The following is a 23,940-nucleotide window of genomic DNA, read 5'->3' on the forward strand; positions in this document are numbered from 1 at the left end:
ACCTTATTCCTCCAGTTGTTGAAGACTGCGGCTGCGAATCTCTTGTTGCAGCTTCTCAATCACTTCACTTACGTCCAGGCTGCCCAGGTCTTTACCACGGCGGGTGCGAACGGCAACTTTGCCTGCTTCCACCTCTTTATCACCACAGACCAACATATACGGGACACGACGTAAAGTGTGCTCGCGGATTTTAAAGCCAATCTTCTCATTTCTCAAGTCTGCTTTTACGCGAATGCCCGCATTTTGTAGTTTCTGCGTCAATTCTTTAACGTAATCTGCCTGAGAATCGGTAATGTTCATCACCACGACCTGCACTGGCGCAAGCCAGGTTGGGAAGAAGCCCGCGAACTCTTCGGTCAGGATGCCGATGAAGCGCTCCAGAGAACCGAGAATAGCACGGTGAATCATGACCGGTACCTGACGCTCGTTGTCTTCGCCGACATAAGAGGCGCTTAAACGCTGCGGCAGGGAGAAGTCCAGCTGTACAGTACCGCACTGCCATGCGCGATCGAGGCAGTCATACAGGGTAAATTCAATTTTCGGACCGTAGAATGCGCCCTCACCCAGCTGGTATTCGAACGGAATACCGTTCTCTTCCAGCGCTACGGCGAGATCCGCTTCTGCGCGATCCCAGGTCTCATCGCTACCGATACGTTTTTCCGGACGCGTTGAGAGTTTGACCACGATCTTCTCGAAGCCAAAGGTGCTGTACATATCGTAGACCATACGAATACAGGCGTTAACTTCATCACGAACCTGATCTTCAGTACAGAAGATATGCGCATCATCCTGCGTAAAGCCACGCACGCGCATCAGACCGTGCAGCGCACCTGATGGCTCGTTACGGTGGCAGCTACCGAACTCCGCCATACGCAGCGGCAGGTCGCGGTAGGATTTCAGACCCTGGTTGAAGATCTGAACGTGGCCCGGGCAGTTCATTGGCTTGATGCAGTATTCACGGTTCTCGGACGAGGTGGTGAACATCGCATCTTTGTAGTTGTCCCAGTGGCCGGTTTTTTCCCACAGCACACGGTCCATCATGAACGGGCCTTTCACTTCCTGATACTGGTACTCTTTCAGCTTGGAACGTACGAACGTTTCCAGTTCACGGAAGATAGTCCAGCCATCGTTATGCCAGAACACCATACCCGGCGCTTCTTCCTGCATGTGGTACAGGTCAAGCTGCTTACCGATTTTACGGTGGTCACGCTTCGCGGCCTCTTCCAGGCGCTGCAGGTACGCGTTCAGGGCTTTCTTATCCGCCCACGCGGTACCATAGATACGCTGCAACATCTTGTTGTTGCTGTCGCCACGCCAGTAGGCGCCGGCGATCTTCATCAGTTTGAAATGATGACAGAAGCGCATGTTCGGCACGTGCGGTCCACGGCACATGTCGACGTATTCTTCGTGATGGTACAAGCCAGGCTTGTCATCATGAGCAATGTTTTCATCGAGAATAGAGACTTTATAGCTCTCGCCACGCTTGACGAAGGTTTCACGCGCTTCGTGCCAGCTGACTTTCTTCTTGATGACGTCATAGTTGGTCTCGGCGAGCTCGTGCATACGTTTTTCGAGCGCGTCGATATCTTCCTGGGTCAGGGTGTGGTCAAGATCAACGTCGTAGTAGAAACCGTTGTCGATAACCGGACCGATCGCCATTTTGGTGTTTGGCCACAGCTGCTTGATAGCATGACCCAACAGGTGTGCGCAGGAGTGACGAATGATCTCCAGACCTTCTTCGTCTTTCGCGGTGATGATTGCAAGCGTCGCATCGTTTTCAATCAGATCGGACGCATCAACCAGCTCACCGTTAACACGGCCGGCGATGGTCGCTTTCGCGAGGCCAGGACCGATGTCCAGGGCGACATCCATAGGACTAACAGCGTGGTCGAAATGGCGTTGGCTGCCATCAGGAAGAGTAATTACAGGCATTTTATATCCTTATTTGCAGTGATGCCCCACACATAAGAGCATATACAAAGAAAATAATCGTGATTTGACAATAGATTACGACACCATCTGACCAACAATCGTCAAATTGGTTCGTCATCATGCACCTGCCGAATTCAGATTAATGCGGATTTACGGCAAGCGACGTAATGTTAACACTATCAGCAAGGAGATTGCACCCTCTGCAGCCAGAATGATGGGCTGGCACGTAGCGTAAATTTGCAGATTGCATCTCTCCGGCGCTCGCATTTCAGACATGCTGGGCTACTCTTGAACATGCCTTTTATATCAACAGGTGCATACCATGAATGTATCCAGTAGAACGGTTGTGATTTTGAACATCCTTTCCGCAACAGGTCTAGTGTTGATCCTCGCCGAACGATTCCACTGGTTCTAAGCCGAACCCTTGTTGGCATAACTCGATCGCTCCCGGGAAGGCGCATCTTTTGGCCCCGTTTGATAGACTATGCGTATCAACGAACAAGGATTAGGTTATGCCAACAAAACGATTTGCCGTAAAACACTGGAAAATGGTGCTGGTGCTGGTTGCCATCTGCGGTGCAATGCTGTTATTTCGGTGGGCGGCAATGATTTGGGGCTAAGTACAAATAAAAATAAATGCCGTTGCGCGTGATGAGAATTTATTGGCGCGGGTTAACCATAATAATGAAAACGGGCCGACACTTTCATCGGCCCGCTATGATTACATTTTATAGCCCAGCGAAATCGTGGTTCTGCGATCGGTATGATCCGGTGCCGTTTCTGGCGGTGAAGAGTTCCAGGTCACGTTGTAGGCCAATTTCAAACCGAAGTGTTCATTGATAGCCACGTTCAAAGCGCTTTCGGAGTTCAGCGTCGTATCCTCGGCACCAAACACAGAAACACCCTGCGTAAATTTGGTGTTGTCGGTCATCTGCCAGGCATACGTGCCGGAAGCATAGCCCAGCGGCTGGGTTTCATTTTCGCCATTGGTGTACTCGTCATAGCGGACACCAGGACCGAATTCGAAACGGAGGCTGTGTACCGGACCATTCAGGAACTGACGACCATAACCGGCGGTGAACACATCGCGCTGGCGATAGCCGTTAAAGCGGTCGGTTAACCAACTTGCCTGACCAAAGATGTAGTCATAGTCGGTCATGTTGTAACGGCTACGTCCACCCACCGCATATTTCTCGGATGAGCGTTCATCGTTAGCGGACGTGTTGCTGGCATTCCCCCACAGCGACCATGCAGTGGTATTGCCGTACCAGGTCAGGGTGCTGTCCGCCGTCAGAGAAGAGCTTTTCGTATTACCCGATTGCGCGAGATACCCGGCGTTCAGGTTACCTTCAAACGGTTTTTTGGCAGTGGAGGGATCGTCCATGACAGTAAAAACGGTGTCATCGGCGGCTGCATTCAGTGATGCAAAAACGCCACCCGCCAGCATCAGTGCTGCGGGTACTGTCTTCAAAAGCTTCATTTTATTTAAGGAGTCCGTACAACAAAAAAAGAGACCACCACGGTCTCGGAAACTTTCTTGAGGATCAATGACAAGGCGTCCAGAGAAAGGTAACAAATTATAAAAAGGCGCAAATAACATAGCAATATTTTCTTATTTCATTTTTTGAATAAGAACGATCTCAAAACGCGTTTTATTTTATATATCCCTCATCGCATTTATGTCAGCATTCATTTTTAAAATCATACTGTTATTTACATTGCCTTCCTGTCGATCGGTGCCAGGCTTAAAAGAACCCATGCTAAAAGGAGGTTATGATGGCTTCTATTTATACGCTGACGCTCTCCCCTTCCCTCGACTCCGCGACCATAACGCCGCAGATTTACCCGGAAGGTAAACTACGCTGTAGCGCACCCGTATTTGAGCCGGGCGGTGGCGGGATTAACGTTGCGCGCGCCATTACCCACCTCGGCGGTAAAGCGACGGCCATCTTTCCGGCCGGTGGTGCCACGGGGGAGCATCTTGTTGCCTTGTTGGCCGATGAACAGGTTGCCGTGGATACCGTTGACGCCAAAGACTGGACCCGGCAGAACCTGCATGTCCACGTTGAGTCCAGCGGGGAACAGTATCGTTTCGTTATGCCAGGCGCCAGGCTGAGCGACGATGAGTTTCGTCAGTTGGAAGAGAAGGTGCTAACCATTGAAAGCGGCTCGCTGCTGGTCATCAGCGGTAGCCTGCCGCCAGGCGTGAAAACAGAAAAGCTGACAGCACTGGTTGATGCCGTACTTCAGCGCGGCATTCGCTGCATTGTCGACAGTTCAGGCGAAGCCCTGCAGGCGGCATTAGAACCCGGACAGCTTGAGCTCGTTAAGCCTAACCAGAAAGAGCTGAGTGCGCTTGTTAATCGCGAACTTAGCCAGCCGGATGACGTGCGTACTGCCGCAGAAGAACTGGTTCGCAGCGGCAAAGCGCACCGCGTTGTCGTCTCTCTCGGTCCTCAGGGTGCGCTGGCCGTCGACAAGACGGGCTTTGTGCAGGTTGTTCCGCCCCCAATGAAGAGCCAGAGCACCGTCGGCGCAGGCGACAGTATGGTCGGCGCGATGGCGCTGAAGCTGGCGCAGGGCGCATCACTTCTGGAGATGACGCGCTATGGCGTCGCGGCGGGGAGTGCCGCCACCATCAATCAGGGAACGCGCCTGTGTTCGCTTGCCGATACGCAGAAAATCGTCGATTACCTGTCACGAAGCTAACCGATATATCCCCCTCCTGGCGGAGGGGGATATCTGTGGAAGTCGCCAAATATGGCGTATCGACTATGCTAAAAAAACTTTCAGGATAACAATGAGGTGAATTATGAGCAGTGGTGATATCACCCGCTACGTCGTGACCATCAGCCTTCATGAAGCATCGCTGACCGAGCTTAACGAGCTCAACAATGCCTTTACACGGGCGAATTTCCTGCTCACGCTAACGGATGACGAAGGTCATATTCATGATTTAGGCACCCTGGCGTTTGGCCTGATCGCAGCCCTGAGTGAAGAAGAGGTGCATGCGCTGGCCGCCAGCCTGGTGGAAAGCGTGACCGACAAGCCTGCCGACATCACCGTGGAGACGTGGGAACGCTGGCAGAAAAAAGAACAATAAGTGCCCTGCATGAAATTAATCCGCTCAGGTGTGCGTTAGTTCGTATTTTTTTACCGCAGTTATGCGCTAACTTTATGATCTGGCAGACAACATGGGAGAGTCAACATGTGGCAGGCTATCAGTCATCTTTTACATGAGCAATTGGGTGAAGGTGAAATTGAACTGCGTAACGAGCTGCCGGGCGGGGAAATTCACGCCGCGTGGCATTTACGCTACGCAGGACGCGATCTGTTCGTTAAATGCGACGAGCGAGAGCTGCTCCCGATTTTTACCGCTGAAGCCGATCAGCTTGAACTGTTGTCCCGTAGTAAAACGGTGACGGTACCAGAGGTGCTGGCCGTGGGCAGTGACCGGGACTACAGCTTTCTGGTGATGGACTATCTCCCTGCCCGCCCGTTGGACGCCCATAATGCCTTTATTCTCGGGCAACAGTTAGCGCGCCTGCACCAGTGGAGCGACCAGCCCCAGTTTGGTCTCGACTTCGACAACGACCTTTCCACCACGCCGCAGCCCAATGCCTGGCAGCGCCGCTGGTCGACGTTCTTTGCCGAGCAGCGCATCGGATGGCAGCTTGAGCTGGCCGCAGAGAAAGGGCTGGAATTTGGCAATATTGATGCCATCGTCGAGCATGTGCAACAGCGCCTGGCCTCCCACCAGCCTCAGGCGTCTTTGCTGCACGGTGATTTATGGTCCGATAACTGCGCGCTGGGCCCCAACGGCCCGTATATCTTCGACCCGGCCTGCTACTGGGGCGACAGAGAGTGCGATTTGGCCATGTTGCCCCTGCATCCCGAACAACCGCCGCAAATATACGATGGCTATCAGTCTGTCTCCCCTCTGCCGCCGGACTTCCTTGAGCGCCAGCCCGTGTATCAGCTCTATACGCTGATGAACCGAGCCATTCTTTTTGGCGGGCAACATCTGGTCAACGCCCAGCGCGCGCTTGAACGCGTGCTTGCGGCTTAAAGACAAAACGGGTGGCCTTGCCGCCACCCTAATTCGTTACAGAAAACCGAGCAGTGAGAAGAAGAAATATCCCGCCACGATGATGATAACCGGCAGGATATAGAGCGGGAAAATTTGCAGGAAAATGGTGTGACGAGGCACCACAATGCGGGATTCAATCTGCTCCCGGCTCATTCCTTCAGGACCTTTCGCCTTCTCAAGGATAAGCTGATCTTCCACCCCTTCGCGTAAAAAACGGGTCTGGCGACTCATTCGTGCGCCCGATGCCTGCAGCGCCATCGCAATAAAAATCAGCGCATAGATAATCCAGAACCCAACATTCAGCTGCTGGTGAAAGTCCGGCGTTGGCGAGTTGAACCAGAAGACGTTCAGGAACGGGGTGTTAAACCGCACCATCTCAATCATGACATGCGCAAAATCAAGCATTACCGCATTAATGCCCGGCTGTTTTTCGCTGTGATCGTACATAAACTTCAGCACGGATATCAGCGTAGAAATGACGGCAGGAATAAAAATCACCCAGCCTGCAATACGTTTTAAGACAGCAATGCGTCCAGCTTGTTGATACGTCATCAGTTCCTCTTCATAAAGACGCGTGATTTGAGCCTAAGTCTACCTGCTGGACATCAATTTCGCCCGCTCTTTAAAAGCAATATGCTAAATTGCAGACTGTGCTTAGCACTTATCGTCTGTCGAACACCTGGATAAGGAGACGTTGTGATGTCGACACCGCGCCAGATACTTGCCGCTATTTTTGACATGGATGGATTACTGATTGATTCCGAGCCGTTGTGGGATCGCGCCGAGCTGGACGTGATGGCCAGCCTGGGCGTTGATATCAGTCGCCGTAATGAACTTCCCGACACGCTGGGCCTGCGTATTGATATGGTCGTTGACCTGTGGTACGCCCAACAGCCGTGGGTTGGGCCCGATCGCGACGAAGTCACCTCGCGTATTATCAGCCGAGCCATCGCGCTGGTGGAGGAGAACAAGCCGCTCTTGCCGGGCGTACATGAGGCTGTCGCGCTGTGCAAGTCTCAGGGGCTGAAGGTTGGCCTGGCTTCCGCTTCACCGCTGCATATGCTGGAAAAAGTGCTGATCATGTTTGAGCTGCGCGACAGTTTTGACGCCCTGGCGTCTGCGGAAAAACTGCCCTACAGCAAGCCGCATCCGCAGGTCTATATGGACTGCGCCGCGAAGCTGGGTCTTGATCCGCTGACCTGCGTCGCGCTGGAAGATTCAGTAAACGGCATGGTGGCCTCCAAAGCCGCGCGTATGCGCTCCATCGTGGTTCCCGATGAAGAAAACCGCCACGATCCGCGGTATGCTCTTGCCGACGTTAAGCTGAATTCGCTGGCTGAACTGACGGTACAACACCTGCGCGGCGAATAGCGCCCCTCTTACAGGCAGCGTCATGCTGCCTGATAAAAACAAAACACAGTTTCATTTTGTTTGCTTTTCTCATCCCTGCCTCCTATCTTTAACGTCAACACGACGATAACCAGCTTCTGAGGCGCGTATGATACTGGACACCTTTACTCTTTCAGGCAAAGTAGCCCTCATCACCGGGTGCGATACCGGGCTGGGGCAAGGCATGGCTATTGCGCTGGCGCAGGCAGGTTGCGATATCGTTGGGGTAAATCGCAAAGCTCCTGAGAAAACGGCCAGCGCCGTCACCGCCCTGGGAAGACGTTTTGTGGCTATTCGGGCCGATCTGAGCCAGCAGGAAAATCTTCAGTACGTCGTGGACACCGCCGTGGCGGAGATGGGACGAATTGATATTCTGGTGAACAATGCCGGGACAATTCGCCGGGAGGAGGCTCTGACGTTCAGCGAAAAAGACTGGGATGATGTTATGAACCTGAATCTCAAGTCGCTCTTTTTCCTCTCCCAGGCGGTCGCTAGGCGATTTATCACCCAGGGCCAGGGCGGCAAAATTATCAATATCGCCTCTATGCTCTCCTTTCAGGGCGGCATTCGCGTGCCGTCGTATACCGCCTCGAAAAGCGGCGTACTGGGGATCACGCGCCTGCTGGCAAATGAGTGGGCGCTACATGGCATCAACGTGAATGCCATCGCGCCGGGCTACATGGCGACGAATAATACGCAGCAACTGCGCGATAACGAACAGCGTAACGCGGAGATCCTTGACCGCATCCCGGCGGGTCGATGGGGAGTACCGGATGACCTTCAGGGGCCGGTCGTCTTTTTAGCCTCCCCCGCATCAGATTACGTGAATGGTCACACCTTAGCCGTCGACGGCGGCTGGCTGGCGCGCTGAGGCGCGTTTGTGACAAACAGTTACACCGTCACCTCTTTCGCCCACTGTATAAAAACCCTATACTGTATAAATTGACAGTTTCGTGGGTTTTATCATGACGGCGGAAGGCCACCTGCTTTTTTCAATTGCGTGCGCAGTATTTGCCAAAAACGCAGAACTTACTCCCGTGCTTGCACAGGGAGACTGGTGGCATATTGTCCCTTCCGCCGTTTTAACCTGTCTCCTGCCCGATATTGACCACCCAAAATCGTTCCTCGGACAGCGCCTGAAGTGGGTGTCGAAGCCCATCGCCCGCGCGTTCGGCCACCGCGGGTTTACCCACAGCCTGCTGGCCGTTTTTGGCCTGCTCACGCTTTTCTATTTAAAAGTCCCTGAAAGCTGGATAGTGCCGGGCGATGCCATTCAGGGCATGGTGCTGGGTTATTTAAGCCATATCCTCGCCGATATGCTGACGCCCGCGGGCGTGCCATTGCTTTGGCCCTGCCGCTGGCGTTTCCGTTTTCCGATCCTTGCGCCGCAGAAAGGGAATCAGCTTGAACGCGTGCTGTGCATGGCGCTGTTCGCCTACGCCGTCTGGATGCCGCAAACCTTGCCCGAAAATAGTGCAGTGCGCTGGTCTTCCCAGATGATCAATTCGCTGCAATTTCAGTTCAATCGTTTTATTCATCACCAGATTGAACAGTAAACCAACAAAATCATTCCATTTGTCATAAACCATTCCATTTGGATATAAGCGCCACATCACACTTCTGCTAACCTTCCGCCAACAGGATCGGGAAAAACCGATCCCACATAATAAATCAGGAGAACGGGGATGAATTTTCCACTCATCGCGAACATAGTCGTGTTCGTCGTATTACTATTGCTTCTCGCGCAGGCGCGCCACAAACAGTGGAGCCTGGCGAAAAAAGTACTGGTCGGTCTGGTCATGGGTGTGGCGTTTGGTCTGGCCTTACACGCCGTCTACGGCTCCGATAGTCCGGTACTGAAAGAGTCCATTCAGTGGTTCAACATTGTCGGTAACGGCTACGTCCAGCTGCTGCAGATGATCGTTATGCCGCTGGTGTTCGCCTCTATTCTGAGCGCCGTAGCCCGTCTGCACAACGCAACTCAGCTGGGTAAAATCAGCTTTCTGACCATTGGTACGCTGCTCTTTACCACGCTGATTGCCGCGCTGGTGGGGGTGCTGGTTACAAACCTGTTTGGCCTGACGGCCGAAGGTCTGGTTCAGGGTACCGCTGAAACGGCGCGTCTGACCGCAATTCAAACCAACTACGTGGGTAAAGTGGCTGATCTGACGGTTCCGCAGATGGTCCTCTCCTTCATTCCGAAGAACCCTTTTGCTGACCTGACCGGTGCAAGCCCAACCTCTATCATCAGCGTGGTGATCTTCGCGGCGTTTCTGGGCGTGGCTGCGCTTAAGCTGCTGAAAGACGACGCGCCGAAAGGCGAACGCGTGCTGACGGCGATTGATACCCTGCAAAGCTGGGTGATGAAGCTGGTCCGTCTGGTCATGCAGCTGACGCCATACGGCGTTCTGGCGCTGATGACCAAAGTGGTAGCCGGCTCTAACCTGCAGGACATCATTAAGCTGGGCAGCTTCGTTGTCGCCTCTTATCTGGGCCTGGGCATTATGTTCGTGGTGCACGGTATCCTGCTGGGCGTGAACGGCGTCAGCCCGCTGAAATACTTCCGCAAAGTATGGCCGGTACTGACCTTTGCCTTCACCAGCCGTTCCAGCGCAGCGTCTATTCCGCTGAACGTTGAAGCGCAGACCCGTCGTCTGGGCGTGCCGGAATCTATCGCCAGCTTCTCTGCCTCCTTTGGTGCTACCATCGGTCAGAACGGCTGCGCGGGTCTCTACCCGGCGATGCTGGCGGTGATGGTTGCCCCAACCGTGGGTATCAACCCGCTGGATCCGGTCTGGATCGCCACGCTGGTCGGGATTGTTACCATCAGCTCCGCCGGCGTTGCAGGTGTCGGCGGCGGTGCAACCTTCGCCGCGCTGATTGTGCTGCCCGCGCTGGGCCTGCCCGTCACGCTGGTCGCCCTGCTGATCTCCGTTGAACCGTTGATCGACATGGGCCGTACCGCGCTGAACGTGAGCGGCTCCATGACTGCCGGTACGCTGACCAGCCAGTGGCTGAAGCAGACCGACAAAGCCATTCTGGAAAGTGCAGACGACGCCGAGCTGGCGCACCGTTAATCTCGATAGAAATAAAAAAACCGCCTGATGGCGGTTTTTTTATGGCTGTTATTCTTCAACCTCTTCATCCTGGCGGATTTGCGTCGCCCATCGCTGGGCTGACTCCGGCACGGAAAACGCCGGCGACCGGCGGAAATGTTCCCCCATCAGGACAAAAGCCACATATTTACCGCGAAGCAGCCAGACATCACGAAAACCATCCACTTTCAGGGCATGGTCAGGCGGCGCGGGCTCAACGCGGGGCACATAGCTAATAACCTGGCGGTTTTGTTGACGAAGAGGTTTCATAAGCGACGGATTCACTAAAGCAAATTCTTGAAGCAGGAAAATTCTATGATAGCCGATCCTGCTGCCTTACGTCGCGCTCCGAGTGGGTGAGATGGCTCCTTTCGTTAATAACGTCATGTGAAAAACGCTTAGTTAGCGAGCTATCTCACGACATTGTTCTATCCTTAATAGGGTTTTTAGCAATGGATAAAGGAGAAGCGTGCAATGTCGAACAAAGATAAATCACATCAATCACCGATTCATGGCACTGAAGAATCTCAACCGGGTATGGACTCTCTCGCCCCTGCTGACGGCTCTCACCGCCCCTCGCCGGGCCCATCAGCCCCTGGCGAACAACCAACCGCGCCGGGAAGCATGAAATCGCCGGACACCGGAAACGAGAAGCTGAAATCGCTTGAGCCACACCGTAAAGGCGGTGAAGGTTTTGCACTCACCACCAATCAGGGCGTGCGCATTGCTGACGATCAAAACTCCCTTCGCGCAGGCACGCGCGGACCGACCCTGCTGGAAGATTTCATCCTGCGGGAAAAAATTACCCATTTTGACCACGAGCGAATTCCGGAACGCATCGTTCATGCGCGCGGTTCTGCGGCGCACGGCTACTTCCAGCCCTATAAAAGCCTGAAAGCGATCACCAAAGCGGATTTCCTCTCCGACCCGGATAAAATCACGCCGGTCTTTGTGCGTTTCTCCACCGTGCAGGGTGGCGCAGGTTCGGCAGACACGGTGCGTGATATCCGCGGCTTTGCCACCAAGTTTTATACCGAAGAGGGTATTTTCGATCTGGTGGGCAATAACACCCCGGTGTTTTTCATTCAGGATGCGCATAAATTTCCTGACTTTGTCCATGCGGTAAAACCGGAGCCCCACTGGGCCATACCCCAGGGACAAAGTGCGCACGATACCTTCTGGGACTATGTCTCCCTGCAGCCTGAAACCTTACACAACGTGATGTGGGCGATGTCCGACCGTGGGATCCCGCGCAGCTATCGCACGATGGAAGGGTTCGGTATTCATACCTTCCGCATGATCAACGCGGAAGGAAAAGCCACGTTTGTGCGCTTCCACTGGAAGCCGGTAGCGGGCAAAGCCTCGCTGGTATGGGACGAGGCGCAGAAGCTCACCGGGCGCGATCCGGACTTCCATCGCCGCGAACTGTGGGAATCCATTGAAGCGGGTGACTTCCCGGAATATGAACTGGGCTTACAGCTGATCCCGGAAGAAGACGAGTTTAAGTTCGATTTCGACCTGCTTGACCCGACAAAACTCATCCCTGAGGAGCTGGTGCCCGTTCAGCTGGTGGGGAAAATGGTGCTTAACCGCAACCCGGATAATTTCTTTGCCGAAAACGAGCAGGCCGCGTTCCACCCGGGCCACATCGTCCCCGGACTGGATTTCACCAACGATCCACTCTTACAGGGACGTCTGTTCTCGTATACCGATACGCAGATTAGCCGTCTTGGCGGGCCGAACTTCCACGAGATCCCGATTAACCGCCCAACCTGCCCGTACCATAACTTCCAGCGCGACGGGATGCACCGTCAGGATATTGATACCAACCCGGCAAACTATGAGCCGAACTCCATCAACGACAACTGGCCGCGAGAAACCCCGCCGGGGCCGAAACGCGGCGGATTCGAATCGTACCAGGAGCGTATCGACGGCAACAAAATTCGCGAGCGCAGCCCCTCGTTCGGTGAGTATTACGCCCACCCTCGCCTGTTCTGGAACAGCCAGACGCCGATTGAGCAACAGCACATCATCGGCGGCTTTAGCTTCGAACTGAGCAAAGTGGTGCGCACCTACATCCGCGAGCGCGTGGTCGATCAGCTGGCGCACATTGATATTCAGCTTGCCCAGAGCGTGGCGGATAACCTTGGTATCACACTAACGGACGAACAGCGCAACCTTGCGCCACCGAAAGAGGTTAACGGCGTGAAGAAAGATCCATCGCTGAGCCTGTATGCGGTGCCGGGGGGTTCAATTAAAGGCCGCGTGGTCGCCATCCTGCTGAACGACAAAACCCGCGCCAGCGACGTGCTGGGGATTATGCAGGCGCTAAAAACCCAGGGCGTACACGCCAAACTGCTCTATTCCCGCATGGGTGAAGTGACCGCCGATGACGGCTCCGTGCTGCCGGTGGCGGCGACCTTTGCCGGTGCGCCGTCGCTGACCGTCGATGCGGTGATTGTGCCGTGCGGGGATATTGCCAGCCTGCTCAACAACGGTGATGCCATCTATTATCTGCTGGAAGCCTATAAGCACCTGAAGCCCATTGCGCTGTCCGGCGACGCACGGCAGTTTAAGGCGCAACTGAAGGTTGCCGAGCAGGGTGAGGACGGCATTGTCGAGGGAGATAGCGTTGACGATGCGTTTATGACGAAGCTGTTTGATTTGCTCGCCGCGCACCGCGTCTGGTCGCGCAGCAGTAAGATCGATCAGATTCCGGCGTAAAAACCATTCCCGGTTGTGCGGCCTGATGCCCTCACCCACGGGAGAGGGAGAAAACAATAAAAACGGTAACCCAGGTTACCGTTTTGCTTTTACCTCGCCACCCGGCACTTCTTACAGATCCCCAAACGTCCCCAACCGATACCCACGCTCGGCAATGGCGTATTTCAGCGACGGCGACGTCAGGACATCCAGCTCCGCCAGGCGCGGCCAGCAGTAGGCGCTCTTACGCACGGTGTTATCGACAAAGGCAGGATGCGCCATGACCTCCAGCGACCGTTCCCCCCGCGCGGCGGAATCATCCAGCACCTTCAGGAACAGCGCTTCGTCGATCTCGTCACCGTAAAAGGCACTGCTGAACCCCTCTGTTGTTGTCACGGCACAGTCCGGCACGCCCTGCGCCTCACGATCCACGCGCATCGCCACGCTTTTGCGTTGGGCAAACGCCGCAACAATCGGGAAAATCGCCGGGATCATGTGCACATGATGGTGGCTGTCGATGTGCGTCGGCGCCTTGCCAAAAAGATCAACAAAGCGGTTGTATTGGCAGTCCAGCTCACGGGCAATCTCTTCGAGCGGCAGAGCGTCCTGCTCCGCCAGATCCCAAATCCATTTGCCCAGCAGACCGTCACGCGTCAGGCCCGGCATGGGTGAAAGCGGCATCCCGAGCGTCAGCACAAAATGCATGCCGACACCCAGCTCTGGCACCTCGCGGCTCAGCTGCGCCGCGTGTTCAACCGCTTCACCGTTCACCAGTGCCGTTGTAGAGGTCACTACCCCGCGGCGACAGGCTTCAATAATGCCGTAGTTCTGGCCTTTCGAAAGGCCAAAGTCATCAGCATTAACGATCAGCAGGTTTTCCATTGTGCGTCCTCTCAGTGTTGTTTGAACTTCAGCTTCTCAATCGTGGCGGCAAAGTTCGGCAACCATTTTTCATGCGCCAGGATCATCTCGCTGGCCAACTGCTCCGCATCGCGGTCGGAATGCACCAGCGGGCTGAGGTTCAGCGCCAGAAGCACGTCATTGAGTTCACCGCTTAGCGCCGCGTTGCTCGCCGCCACTTCAAAGCCTTTGATGGTGTGGATCAGGCCCATCACTTTGTCGTCGAAGTGGGTGATACGTGGATGCGGTTTAGCCCCCTCGCGCCCCAGAATGCAGGTCATCTCGACGGCCCAGTCCGCCGGGATATTGTCGATATGGCCGTGATGCGGCACGTTAACATAGTGCTCCGCCTGCTTGTCGTTGTAGATGGCGTTGATCACTTCACACGCTGCATCGGAGTAATAGGCCCCACCGCGCTGCTCAAGCGCTTTCGGTTTGACGTTCAGGTTCGGATCTTTATATAAATCGAACAGCTGCTTCTCAACTTTCTGAACGATTTGCGCACGCGCGCCGCCCTTATAGTACTCGCCCATTTCGATAGCCAGCATCTCTTTCTGCTTGAAGTAGTAAAGCAGGTATGAGCACGGCAGCAGATTCAGCGAGCGAATCAGCCCTTCGCTGAACGGCAGGTCAAAGATGTTCTTCACGGAGGCCGCGGTCAGGCGACCGGAGGCCACGCCGTCGAGCAGTTCGGCAAAGCGCGATTTTCCGTTCACGATGACGTCTTTAATGAACACCATGTGGTTCAGGCCGAACAGATCGATTGAGAGATCGTCACTGTCGGTCAGCTCCAGCACGTCGCGGATAAACATCTTCATGCCGATCGGGATATTACAGACGCCGATAAAGCGTTTGAAATTGGTATGACGATATACCGCCTCGGTCACCATTCCGGCCGGGTTAGTGAAGTTAATCACCCACGCGTTCGGGCAGATCTCTTGCACATCTTTGACGATGTCGAAAATCACCGGAATGGTACGCAGGCCTTTGAACAGGCCGCCCGCGCCGTTGGTCTCCTGCCCCAGGTAGCCGTGGCTCAGCGGAATACGCTCGTCCAGCTCGCGCGCTTTTAGCTGGCCGACGCGCAGCTGAGTGGTAACGAAATCCGCATCTTTCAGCGCCAGGCGACGATCGAGGGATTTATGCACGGTCATCGGCACGCCCGCTTTCTCAACCATGCGCTTGCACAGGTCGAAAATAATACCCAGCTTCTCCTGACCTTCCTCAACGTCCACCAGCCATAATTCGCTGACCGGTAATTCATGATAACGTTTCAGAAAACCTTCGAGTAATTCCGGGGTATAGCTGCTGCCGCCACCAATGGTTACGACTTTTAATTTCTTTTGCATAATATCTCCCTTAGCGTATCAGGTTAATCGCCTGCAAGGTATAGCGTACTCTTCCCGCTATTTGGGCAAGCCATTAAAGCAATATTTATGGCGGGTAATCCGCCGAAAGTTAATTAATTACCGTTAAATTCTTCCGGTAGCTGTTCGGTGTGAATGAGGTCAACTTCTTAAAAGTTTTAATAAACAGGCTGGGACTGCTATATCCTGACTCATAGGCAATATCGGTGACAGAATAGTTGGTAATCTCCAGCTGTTTTTTGGCAAAATTAATGCGGATTTCATTAATTATTTGCACCGGCGTTTTACGATAATAACGCTGCGTCGCGCGGGTCAGATATTCCTGGGATTTCCCCGAGAGGGATACCATATTTTCCAGCGCATTTTCGCTGAACTGGCCTTTATCGTGCATCAGTTCCACGGTGCTGCGCAGCCACTGTGGAACGTCATCCGTCACCTGCTGCTCTTCACGGTGATGCCGCAACCGGTTCATCACGTAGAAGGTCACCGTTTCAATAAATTCATCAAACTCATTGTCGCGGAAGTTAAGCGAGGCGATGACCGTTTCAATCCAGGTCATGAACTCGTTTTTCACACGATATACCTGGGACGCCACAAAGCAGAACGGCACCAGCGGCAGATAGTGCTTCTCAAAGAAGCGTCTGCTGACGCCCACGTTCAGAATGCGGGTCGCGCCAAATTCGTAAAAGCTCTGGTGATAGGAACCCATCGGTAGGAAGACAAAATCCCCTCGCTCCAGCAGGACGCGCTTACCGTTGATCTCCTGGTAGTAGCGGCCGGTCAGAACAATCGTGAACTCATAGTAGTCATGCTGGTGCAGACCGCTGGCGCTCTCCGTCTTGTTGTAGATAACCACGTGAAAATTTTTGCCATTAAACAGTTGCTGTTCAAATGCGGTTTTGATTTCCATCGTGCTGACCTCCTGCTGCTCAATCCGACCTAGTGCATTTTCTCGTGAAGCTCAATCAACTCCGCCACCAGCTCACGCGCCAGCATGGACGTCATCAGGTGATCCTGAGCGTGTACCAGCACCAGGCTGACCTTCATCTTCCCTTCGCCCTGGTCGCTTTCAATCAGCTTTGTCTGCACCAGGTGCGCTTCGTTCAGTGCCGTGCGGGACTGCTCCATCATGGTTTTCGCGGCGGCGAAATCGCCCTGCTTGGCCTGCTTCAGTGCGGCATACGCCAGGCTGCGCGCCTGCCCGGAGTTGATGATGAGGCCCATCACCACTTCTTCGAGATCGTTCTCTGCGGCTTCGTCTGCGACGATACTATCCAAATCTAACATGTTTTAGCTCCTTGTGGCTGGCGCGGGCTTCCCCGCGCCGGTCAATCTTAGAATTTCAGTGAGAGGGCAATTTCCTCTTCGCTCTCTTCTTCATCAATGATGGTGGCAGCTTTGTTCGCAATCGCCACGAACGGCATGTACAGCAGGGTGGCAATCCCGAGGTTGAATATCGCCAGCAGGAAGGCCGCGACGCTACCGTTGGTGTTAAAGAAGGCACCCAGACCTGCCGGCATGGTCCACGGAGCAATGTTGGTGATCGGTGGAATAATACCCATGTAGTAAGCCGTCAGGGTGATCGCTGCCAGCAGCGGCTGCACCAGGATGAACGGGATAAACATTACCGGGTTCATGATAATTGGCAGACCGAACAGAATCGGCTCGTTAATCTGGAAGATGCCTGATGGCAGGGCCAGTTTCGCCACCTGACGATAGTCAGCGCGACGAGAGACAATAAAGACCGCGATGATCAGACCCAGGGTCGCCCCGGTACCACCCAGGAAGATATAGGAGTCAAGCATCGGCTTCGCCCACACATGGAAGGTTTTACCTGCCGCCAGCGCCGCGTCAACGGAGCCGTACTGCTGGTAAAGCGCAACGTTTTCCAGTGCCCATGGGGTCATAATTCCGCTGTCCAGCGCGGCCAGTGCCAGTGAACCATGCACGCCGAAGAACCACAGCAGAGAGGTGAAAATCACATACGCCCAACCGACCACGCCACCCATCGACGCCAGCGGCGTAGAGATAGAGTCCATGATGATCTGGTGGAAGTTCGTGCCCCAGTGAGAGAGCGCCCAGGCGATAATCCCCATGATGGAGAGGATAATGAAGCCTGGGATCAACGCGGAAAAAGAACGAGAAACGGAGGCCGGCACGCTATCCGGCAGGCGGATAACCCAGTTGCGACGGATAATAAAGGTGAACATTTCTGCCACCACCAGGCCGATAACAATACCGGAGATGATGTTGGCTCCGCCCAGCCAGTTTGCGCCAACGGCGTAGGCTTCACCCACGCTGTAAGGCGTGACGGTCATAAACGCGGCAACGGATAATAATCCGGCGGCCAGCGGATCCACTTTCCGCTCTTCAGCCAGCGCCATCCCAATAAAGAAAGGCGCCATCAGCGACATAATACCCAACGTACCGTTATATACGTTGCCGCCGATGGCTTTAAAACCATTAAGGGTTTCAATAGTGGAAGCGTCTAACCGAATTCCTAATGAATAAAAGAAGGAACCTTCACCAAAGCTCAGAAAAACGTTGTTAATTAAAACGAACATGGCCCCGGCCAGCGTCAACGGCATTAATTTAATAAAACCGTTTTTGATGGCATTAACGTGAGGCTGCTTTCCTATTTTAACAGCAAAAGGAAGGAGTACCTTTTCAAGTGAAGCGATGACTTTACTCATAGGAAAATACCCTTAAATGCCGTAACGCATGTTACGGCGTAATTGTGTGTGAAATAACTCTTTGACGGGAAAAATAAAAATTAATTAGCAGCTTTTTTAATGGCTGCCACAGCAGCTTTAAGTACACCTAAACCATCGATCTTGCCGTACAGCCCCGAGTCGATCACCTCGACCGGTTTATTCGGTAGCAGTCGTTGAATTTCGGGCAACATATAGGCAATTTGCGGCCCCAGTAACACCACATCGGCTTTCTGGCCTTTTTCGCCCGCCAGCGTTTCCGGAAACGCTTCAATCACCACAGGAACTTCATACTTTTCAGCCTGCGCGCGCATCTTTGACACCAGAAGCGAGGTTGACATGCCCGCTGAGCAGAACAGGTAGATATGTTTCTTTTCCATCATAATTTCCCTCTTGTATGACTACCTGCCGTCGCGCTATCACTCGACTCGCTGTCCCGGCAGACAGGTAGCTTGCGTACTGTTGTTTATCGTTGAAGTGAGTATACGCAATGGTACAGAGGGGAGATAATTCTGGATAGGCCTAAATTGTCTCTCATTGACCTGGCTTGTTGACTACCTTCACATTTCAGGCAAATAATTCGCGCAAAGAAATAAGATTAACGTATGAATAAAAAAACCGGCCCAGAGGCCGGTTTGTTAACATCTTCAGGCAAGCAGGGTTACTGCGCCTTAGGTGCCTGCGGATCGGTGTCGTATTCAGCACAGGTCTGATAGCCGGAGTTAATCACATGTCCGGTATCATCCAGCGCGACGAAGTAGGTTTCTGCCTTACCATCACGTTGACCCAGGATATAAGTCTGACACGTACCGCGCGCGTGAATCATGGTCACTTCAGAAGAAGGCTTGCCGGCGATCGCAGCCACCTGCGAACGTGTCATCCCTTTTTTAACGTCTTTAACCACGGGCTGGGTAAACTGATCCTTGGTGCGATCGTAAGCCGTACACCCTGCCAGCATCGTCAGTACCGCCGCTGCGCTAAGAATTCCTGCTACGTTCTTGTTCATATTCCGTCCTCTTGTTTATCAGCGTGTTATCTAAGCATGGGATAAAAAGTACTATTGTTCAACTTTGTGATTTACGCCAGACGAATTTCGGAAAATTCTAATAAAACAACGATAAGCTGCTAAATCGCCGCAAATTAACGCACTCGAAACTGTGATCCTTGTCGTTTTCCGCCCAAAGGGTTAGTTTTAACAGTTAACACATTCTGTTTATGTTCTGCATACGGAGGGCATGATGGCTCTGCAACAAGAGATTATTCAGGCGCTGGGCGCTAAGCCTGCGATAGATGCACAGGAAGAGATCCGCCGCAGCGTGGATTTTTTAAAGTCGTACTTAAAAAAGAACGCTTTCCTGAAATCCCTGGTGCTGGGCATCAGCGGCGGGCAGGACTCTACCCTGACGGGTAAACTCTGCCAGATGGCGATTTCAGAGCTTCGTGAAGAGACGGGCGACGAAGCGCTGCAGTTTATCGCCGTGCGTCTGCCTTACGGGGTTCAGGCGGACGAACAGGACTGCCAGGACGCCATCGCGTTCATCCAGCCCGATCGCGTGCTTACCGTCAATATCAAAGGCTCGGTGCTGGCAAGCGAGCAGGCGCTGCGCGAAGCGGGCATTGAATTAAGTGATTTTGTGCGCGGCAACGAGAAAGCGCGCGAGCGCATGAAAGCGCAGTACAGCATCGCCGGGATGACCAAAGGCGTTGTGGTAGGCACCGACCATGCGGCAGAAGCGATCACCGGTTTCTTCACCAAATACGGCGATGGCGGCACCGACATCAACCCGATTTTCCGTCTCAACAAGCGTCAGGGCAAGCAGCTGCTCGCCGCGCTGGGCTGCCCTGAGCACCTGTACAAGAAAGCGCCAACAGCGGATCTGGAAGACGATCGCCCTTCCCTGCCGGATGAAGCGGCCCTTGGCGTCACCTATGACAACATTGATGATTATCTGGAAGGCAAAACGCTGGATGAAGGTACCGCGAAAATTATCGAGGGCTGGTACCTGAAAACCGAGCACAAGCGCCACACGCCAATTACGGTGTTTGACGATTTCTGGAAATAAACGCAAAACGGTAACCCAGGTTACCGTTTTTTGTGTTTGCGCCCTCTCCCGTGGGAGAGGGTTGGGGTGAGGGCATCAGGCCGCACGTCATGGCCGGGTGAGGCGTAGCCGCCACCCGGCTCTTTTTTAACCACAGCACACCTGCTACACTGTATACCTGAACAGTATATGGAGCAGTATGTGAGCAGGCGTCAATCAGCCCCGCGTCTTGAGTTTGAAGCGGCGGCTATCTATGAATATCCCGAACATCTTCGCCCCTGGCTTGAGGCGCTGCCCAAACAGCCGGGTGTGTACATCTTTCACGGTGAAAGCGAGACCCTGCCGCTCTACATCGGCAAAAGCGTTAACATTCGCAGCCGGGTGTTATCCCACCTGCGCACCCCGGACGAGGCCGCCATGCTGCGCCAGTCGCGACGCATTACCTGGTTCCAGACGGCGGGAGAAATGGGCGCGCTGTTGCTGGAAGCCCGGCTGATAAAAGAGCAGCAGCCGCTCTTCAATAAGCGCCTGCGGCGCAACCGCCAGCTCTGCTCCCTGCAGATCGCCGACGGCAAGCCGCAGGTCGTCTACGCCCGCGAGGTCGATTTCTCCCACGCCCCGAATCTCTTCGGGCTGTTCGCAAACAAGCGTGCCGCCCTGCAGTCTCTGCAGGCGCTCGCGGACGAGCTGCAGCTTTGCTATAGCCTTTTAGGGCTAGAGGGCACCACGCGGGGCCGCGCCTGTTTCCGCTCCGCTCTGAAGCGCTGCGCGGGCGCCTGCTGCGGAAAAGAGAGCGTTGAGGCGCATCACGCCCGGCTCCTCGCGGGAATGGCCGGGATCAGCGTCAACTGCTGGCCGTGGGACGGCGCCGTTGCGCTAAAAGAAGTGGGTGAAACCATGACGCAGTATCACATCGTCAATAACTGGCTCTGGCTGGGGGCTGTCGATGATTTAAGCGACGCGGCAACCCTGCTGCGCACCCCCGCGGGATTCGACCACGACGGCTACAAAATCCTCTGCAAGCCCGTATTAGCGGGCAAGTTCGAGATCATCGCACTCAGTGACCCGGCAGCCAATTAATTTCACTGAACAGCAGGGTGCCCTGAGACTCCAGCAGACGCAGAGTATGGGTCCCCTCCTGCCAGCTGGCGCCCTGATCGGCCGTGAGCAATTTATCACCCAGCTGCCACGCACCGCTTAATACAAACACCACGCCCCCGCGCGAGCCAAAGGTGGTAAAAGTACGATCGGCAACCCGCACCTTCGCCTGACAGCAATCGCGCCGGGTCATGATGTTGAAATCCATCGCCATCCTGCCATCGGAAAGCAGCGCCTTCACCGGCAAATCGCCAGCAAAACTGTAAGGCTGATGCTGTTTAAGGGTATGGCAGAACGCCTGACCGGCATCCAGCGTCACCTCCCCGCCTTCCAGCAGGGTAATGACCCGGTCGACACCGGGAAACGAGGAGAATTCGCCGTTGCTGGCGATGGTCGCGATACTGGCACGCCAGAAAAAATCGCGCGTCGCGGGAGGGATACAGCAAATTTCTCGCGTTTCGCCGGCACCATTGCGCCAGAGGCTGACCGGCATCTTACGAATATCAAAGAACTCCATCACCACTCCTGAATGGCACAACCCGTGCCAGGGCAAGGATATCGCTACCCCTGCAGTCTTGTTTGTTATCGTTAGGTATTCACAGACACAGTATCGGCAGCAGAGCGGGCAGGCCTTAGCGGAACGTTAATAAAAATGCTAACGCCATGACTCTACAGACATTCTCTGAAGCGACTACAGGAGAATACCGCGCTGGCGGCGGCAGGCAAGAGGGCAGAATAGAAAAACCGCCGGTCCTGTCCACAGCGATTTCGCTTTTGTGGACAGGATCCCGGCGGTCTTAAGAGAGTGAACCGATTATTCGGTTGGTGCTGGCATTTTACCTTCCATCGCCGGACGTTCTGTCAGACGCTTCTCAAAATTGGCATTAAACTGTTTTTTCTGTTCCGAGGTCAGAATGTTGTAGATCTTGTTCTGGGTTTCCATGTGGGCCAGCATGCGGGCTTTGTGCTGCTCGGCCATTTTGTCGATCTGCGCTTCGGCTTTCGCCTTATCGAAGCTGTCGCTGGCAATGATGTCATGCATTGCGCGGCGCTCTTCCAGCGGAGGACGCTTCATCTGGTCACGCTGGCTTTTCATGATGTCGCGGATCTGCTGCTTCTGCGCGTCCGTCAGGTTCAAATCTTTGAACATCATCATCTCGTGGTGCATACCCGGCTTGCCTTTATGATGCATCATCATTTTGCCTTCAGCTGGCGCGGCGGTGGTGGTTGCGGTATCTGCGGCGAACGCCATGCTGGTAGCGCCCAGAGCCAGGGTAGAAGCAACAAACAGTGCAGTAAACTTACGCATAATTTATTTCCTTTCTTTCAGTTATTCTTCGGCGCTATGCCGTGTTGACGAGATTAACTTTACGGGGTTTATCGTCAATTAATCAGAGCAACGGTAAAACAATGAAAGTGTAAAAAACAATTTTTCGCCAAATGTGGAGGAAATAAGGATAAAGCGTGGAGAGTTGCAACAAGAAATATTCAATACGATGATTTTAAAGCTATTTAGCAGAAGTATAACGAAGTGACGGTGAATAATAAAGCAATTCGCCAGGAATATTCCGTAAAAGAAATCAGAGCGCTTTAATCGCTAAGAAAACATATTTACTTCCCCTCCCGGATGGTGAGAGGGGAAAGGTTCAGGTGAGTTTTTCCAGCATCAGACCGGCCCGCAGGCCAAACGCTACGGAGGGGTTGGGGAACAGCACATATTCGGTGGTTTTCTGCACCTCGTAACGCTCTTCGCCATCTTCCGCCAGCAGAGCCCCTTTGCGAAACGGCGTGAAGTTCAGGGTGTGCGCGGCCATGTGAAGCTGGAAAGCCTCGCTGCGGCGGGTGATCTGCTGTACGACCCGGTACCGCTCAACGGGCTGATGTGCGTGCTCGGTAGCCGTCCCACCGAGCAGCGCCCGAAGCGCGAGCTCCGTTGGCGCAAAGCGCTTGAGATCGTTCTGTCCGAACGGTAGCGCTTTTCCCAGCTCCAGCGTACAGGACAGCGCGCCAAACCGTTCGCAAGTGAAGTGAGTAAAGGTCCCGCCCGGCGACTGATGAAACACCAGCGCCTCCAGCCCGGCATCCCCCAGCCAGCTCAAAAACGCTTCATCCCACGGCTGATTGCGCTGCGGCAGAACGCCGAATCTGACATGGTAAGAGGCGCGGATCGCCGTATGCAGATCCAGATGCCAGCACGCCGGTCCCGCCGCGGCAAAAAACGTCGTCACGACGTTCTCCAGCCACTGCGCGCGCGCCGTTTCGTCACTCTGCGGAAACTGCGACCAGCGACCGCCGAACATGCGGTTAATGTCGCTAACCAGGTACCGTTTGTTTTGCGCCAGCGCAGGCGGATTGCCAAGCGCCACCAGCACGCGGCACGCAAGGGCGATCTCGCCGCGATACAGCGCGCGCAGCAGCCCATCGACGATCTCAACGGGTGCGGTTTCATTCCCGTGGATCCCCGTGGAAAGCAGCAGCGATAACGCGCTGCTGGCCTTCGGTGTCAGCTCAAGCACCCCGCGCCCCAGCCACCGCCAGCGGAATGAGGGGCCCTCCCCCTCACTCTGGTCCGGCGTTTCATCGGCCAGGGTCAGCGCCAGTAAATTTTCCATA

26 protein-coding genes are annotated in these 23,940 nt (G+C 54.3%); 12 read left to right on the forward strand and 14 right to left on the reverse strand.

The genetic code is table 11. The annotated features are described in order from the left end of the window. Window positions 1-3: 3 nt before the first annotated feature. Window positions 4-1,932 carry a threonine--tRNA ligase gene (thrS, locus tag A6013_RS01525; protein WP_028012814.1) on the reverse strand — a complete coding sequence of 643 codons (1,929 nt, stop codon included), beginning with the start codon at window positions 1,930-1,932 and terminating at the stop codon, window positions 4-6. Between the two features lie 322 nt (window positions 1,933-2,254). Here thrS and yncL point away from each other — a divergent pair, with 322 nt between their 5' ends. Both yncL and yniD read left to right on the forward strand, forming a co-directional pair. Further along, window positions 2,255-2,347: a stress response membrane protein YncL gene (gene yncL / locus A6013_RS24890; RefSeq protein ID WP_071787459.1), complete on the forward strand. Its 93-nt coding sequence runs from the start codon at window positions 2,255-2,257 to the stop codon at window positions 2,345-2,347. A gap of 97 nt (window positions 2,348-2,444) precedes the next feature. Further along, window positions 2,445-2,552 carry a small membrane protein YniD gene (gene yniD / locus A6013_RS26630; protein ID WP_088205299.1) on the forward strand — a complete coding sequence of 36 codons (108 nt, stop codon included), beginning with the start codon at window positions 2,445-2,447 and terminating at the stop codon, window positions 2,550-2,552. Between the two features lie 101 nt (window positions 2,553-2,653). Here yniD and A6013_RS01530 read toward each other — a convergent pair whose 3' ends face one another. Then, entirely contained in the window at window positions 2,654-3,412 is a 759-nt protein-coding gene (locus A6013_RS01530) for a YdiY family protein (RefSeq protein ID WP_028012813.1), read from the reverse strand. 296 nt (window positions 3,413-3,708) lie between these two features. On the opposite strand from A6013_RS01530, the gene pfkB reads away from it, so the two are divergent. The 3 genes from pfkB (at window position 3,709) to A6013_RS01545 (ending at window position 6,001) form a co-directional block, all read left to right on the forward strand. Further along, window positions 3,709-4,641: a 6-phosphofructokinase II gene (gene pfkB / locus A6013_RS01535; RefSeq protein ID WP_041910452.1), complete on the forward strand. Its 933-nt coding sequence runs from the start codon at window positions 3,709-3,711 to the stop codon at window positions 4,639-4,641. 103 nt (window positions 4,642-4,744) lie between these two features. Beyond that, window positions 4,745-5,035: a type V toxin-antitoxin system endoribonuclease antitoxin GhoS gene (gene ghoS / locus A6013_RS01540; RefSeq protein WP_028012811.1), complete on the forward strand. Its 291-nt coding sequence runs from the start codon at window positions 4,745-4,747 to the stop codon at window positions 5,033-5,035. A gap of 105 nt (window positions 5,036-5,140) precedes the next feature. Then, entirely contained in the window at window positions 5,141-6,001 is an 861-nt protein-coding gene (locus A6013_RS01545; RefSeq protein WP_041910453.1) for a fructosamine kinase family protein, read from the forward strand. 36 nt (window positions 6,002-6,037) lie between these two features. Here A6013_RS01545 and A6013_RS01550 read toward each other — a convergent pair whose 3' ends face one another. Beyond that, window positions 6,038-6,574: a YniB family protein gene (locus A6013_RS01550; protein WP_045261585.1), complete on the reverse strand. Its 537-nt coding sequence runs from the start codon at window positions 6,572-6,574 to the stop codon at window positions 6,038-6,040. Between the two features lie 147 nt (window positions 6,575-6,721). Between A6013_RS01550 and hxpB the strand changes: the two genes are divergently transcribed. The 4 genes from hxpB to A6013_RS01570 all read left to right on the forward strand — a co-directional run bounded on the left by hxpB (window position 6,722) and on the right by A6013_RS01570 (window position 10,488). Further along, window positions 6,722-7,393, forward strand: coding sequence for a hexitol phosphatase HxpB (gene hxpB, locus A6013_RS01555; RefSeq protein WP_028012808.1), 672 nt, complete (start codon window positions 6,722-6,724; stop codon window positions 7,391-7,393). A 127-nt stretch (window positions 7,394-7,520) separates the two neighbouring features. Further along, window positions 7,521-8,282: a 2-dehydro-3-deoxy-D-gluconate 5-dehydrogenase KduD gene (gene kduD, locus A6013_RS01560; protein ID WP_063942620.1), complete on the forward strand. Its 762-nt coding sequence runs from the start codon at window positions 7,521-7,523 to the stop codon at window positions 8,280-8,282. A gap of 94 nt (window positions 8,283-8,376) precedes the next feature. Continuing rightward, on the forward strand, window positions 8,377-8,967 hold the full coding sequence (locus A6013_RS01565) for a metal-dependent hydrolase (RefSeq protein ID WP_032644865.1): 591 nt from the start codon (window positions 8,377-8,379) through the stop codon (window positions 8,965-8,967). Window positions 8,968-9,096: 129 nt separating this feature from the next. After that, the gene (locus A6013_RS01570) at window positions 9,097-10,488 is read left to right on the forward strand and encodes an L-cystine transporter (protein WP_069732412.1); all 1,392 of its coding nucleotides are present in this window, start codon (window positions 9,097-9,099) and stop codon (window positions 10,486-10,488) included. A gap of 48 nt (window positions 10,489-10,536) precedes the next feature. Here A6013_RS01570 and cedA read toward each other — a convergent pair whose 3' ends face one another. Beyond that, the gene (cedA, locus tag A6013_RS01575) at window positions 10,537-10,812 is read right to left on the reverse strand and encodes a cell division activator CedA (protein ID WP_223239595.1); all 276 of its coding nucleotides are present in this window, start codon (window positions 10,810-10,812) and stop codon (window positions 10,537-10,539) included. A gap of 168 nt (window positions 10,813-10,980) precedes the next feature. On the opposite strand from cedA, the gene katE reads away from it, so the two are divergent. Next, entirely contained in the window at window positions 10,981-13,230 is a 2,250-nt protein-coding gene (gene katE, locus A6013_RS01580; protein WP_069732413.1) for a catalase HPII, read from the forward strand. A 111-nt stretch (window positions 13,231-13,341) separates the two neighbouring features. Here the strand turns inward: katE and chbG are convergent, their stop codons facing one another. From chbG to osmE, 7 genes are all read right to left on the reverse strand, one after another. Then, window positions 13,342-14,091: a chitin disaccharide deacetylase gene (gene chbG, locus A6013_RS01585; RefSeq protein WP_069732414.1), complete on the reverse strand. Its 750-nt coding sequence runs from the start codon at window positions 14,089-14,091 to the stop codon at window positions 13,342-13,344. An 11-nt stretch (window positions 14,092-14,102) separates the two neighbouring features. Then, window positions 14,103-15,458, reverse strand: a complete 1,356-nt coding sequence (locus tag A6013_RS01590; RefSeq protein ID WP_069732415.1) for a 6-phospho-beta-glucosidase — start codon at window positions 15,456-15,458, stop codon at window positions 14,103-14,105. A gap of 109 nt (window positions 15,459-15,567) precedes the next feature. Next, the gene (chbR, locus tag A6013_RS01595; protein ID WP_028012801.1) at window positions 15,568-16,410 is read right to left on the reverse strand and encodes a transcriptional regulator ChbR; all 843 of its coding nucleotides are present in this window, start codon (window positions 16,408-16,410) and stop codon (window positions 15,568-15,570) included. Window positions 16,411-16,415: 5 nt separating this feature from the next. Then, window positions 16,416-16,763, reverse strand: coding sequence for a PTS N,N'-diacetylchitobiose transporter subunit IIA (gene chbA / locus A6013_RS01600; protein WP_028012800.1), 348 nt, complete (start codon window positions 16,761-16,763; stop codon window positions 16,416-16,418). Window positions 16,764-16,810: 47 nt separating this feature from the next. Further along, the gene (gene chbC / locus A6013_RS01605; RefSeq protein WP_028012799.1) at window positions 16,811-18,169 is read right to left on the reverse strand and encodes a PTS N,N'-diacetylchitobiose transporter subunit IIC; all 1,359 of its coding nucleotides are present in this window, start codon (window positions 18,167-18,169) and stop codon (window positions 16,811-16,813) included. An 80-nt stretch (window positions 18,170-18,249) separates the two neighbouring features. Further along, the gene (gene chbB, locus A6013_RS01610) at window positions 18,250-18,567 is read right to left on the reverse strand and encodes a PTS N,N'-diacetylchitobiose transporter subunit IIB (RefSeq protein ID WP_014883474.1); all 318 of its coding nucleotides are present in this window, start codon (window positions 18,565-18,567) and stop codon (window positions 18,250-18,252) included. A 281-nt stretch (window positions 18,568-18,848) separates the two neighbouring features. After that, complete coding sequence (gene osmE / locus A6013_RS01615) at window positions 18,849-19,193, reverse strand: osmotically-inducible lipoprotein OsmE (protein WP_003857836.1); 345 nt, start codon at window positions 19,191-19,193, stop codon at window positions 18,849-18,851. A 232-nt stretch (window positions 19,194-19,425) separates the two neighbouring features. On the opposite strand from osmE, the gene nadE reads away from it, so the two are divergent. Continuing rightward, window positions 19,426-20,250, forward strand: coding sequence for an ammonia-dependent NAD(+) synthetase (gene nadE, locus A6013_RS01620; RefSeq protein ID WP_048959444.1), 825 nt, complete (start codon window positions 19,426-19,428; stop codon window positions 20,248-20,250). A gap of 180 nt (window positions 20,251-20,430) precedes the next feature. Next, window positions 20,431-21,309, forward strand: coding sequence for an excinuclease Cho (gene cho, locus A6013_RS01625; protein ID WP_069732623.1), 879 nt, complete (start codon window positions 20,431-20,433; stop codon window positions 21,307-21,309). On the opposite strand, the gene ves is transcribed toward cho, so the two are convergent. The 3 genes from ves to astE form a co-directional block, all read right to left on the reverse strand. Next, window positions 21,287-21,844: an environmental stress-induced protein Ves gene (ves, locus tag A6013_RS01630; RefSeq protein ID WP_045261590.1), complete on the reverse strand. Its 558-nt coding sequence runs from the start codon at window positions 21,842-21,844 to the stop codon at window positions 21,287-21,289. The two genes, cho and ves, sit on opposite strands and share 23 nt — an antisense overlap. A 297-nt stretch (window positions 21,845-22,141) precedes the next feature. Continuing rightward, window positions 22,142-22,636: an ATP-independent periplasmic protein-refolding chaperone Spy gene (gene spy / locus A6013_RS01635; RefSeq protein ID WP_069732416.1), complete on the reverse strand. Its 495-nt coding sequence runs from the start codon at window positions 22,634-22,636 to the stop codon at window positions 22,142-22,144. Window positions 22,637-22,973: 337 nt separating this feature from the next. Beyond that, entirely contained in the window at window positions 22,974-23,939 is a 966-nt protein-coding gene (gene astE, locus A6013_RS01640; RefSeq protein ID WP_069732417.1) for a succinylglutamate desuccinylase, read from the reverse strand. Between the last annotated feature and the right edge of the window lies 1 nt (window position 23,940).

This window comes from Enterobacter sp. IF2SW-B1 (assembly GCF_001743375.1).
GTDB lineage: Bacteria > Pseudomonadota > Gammaproteobacteria > Enterobacterales > Enterobacteriaceae > Enterobacter > Enterobacter bugandensis.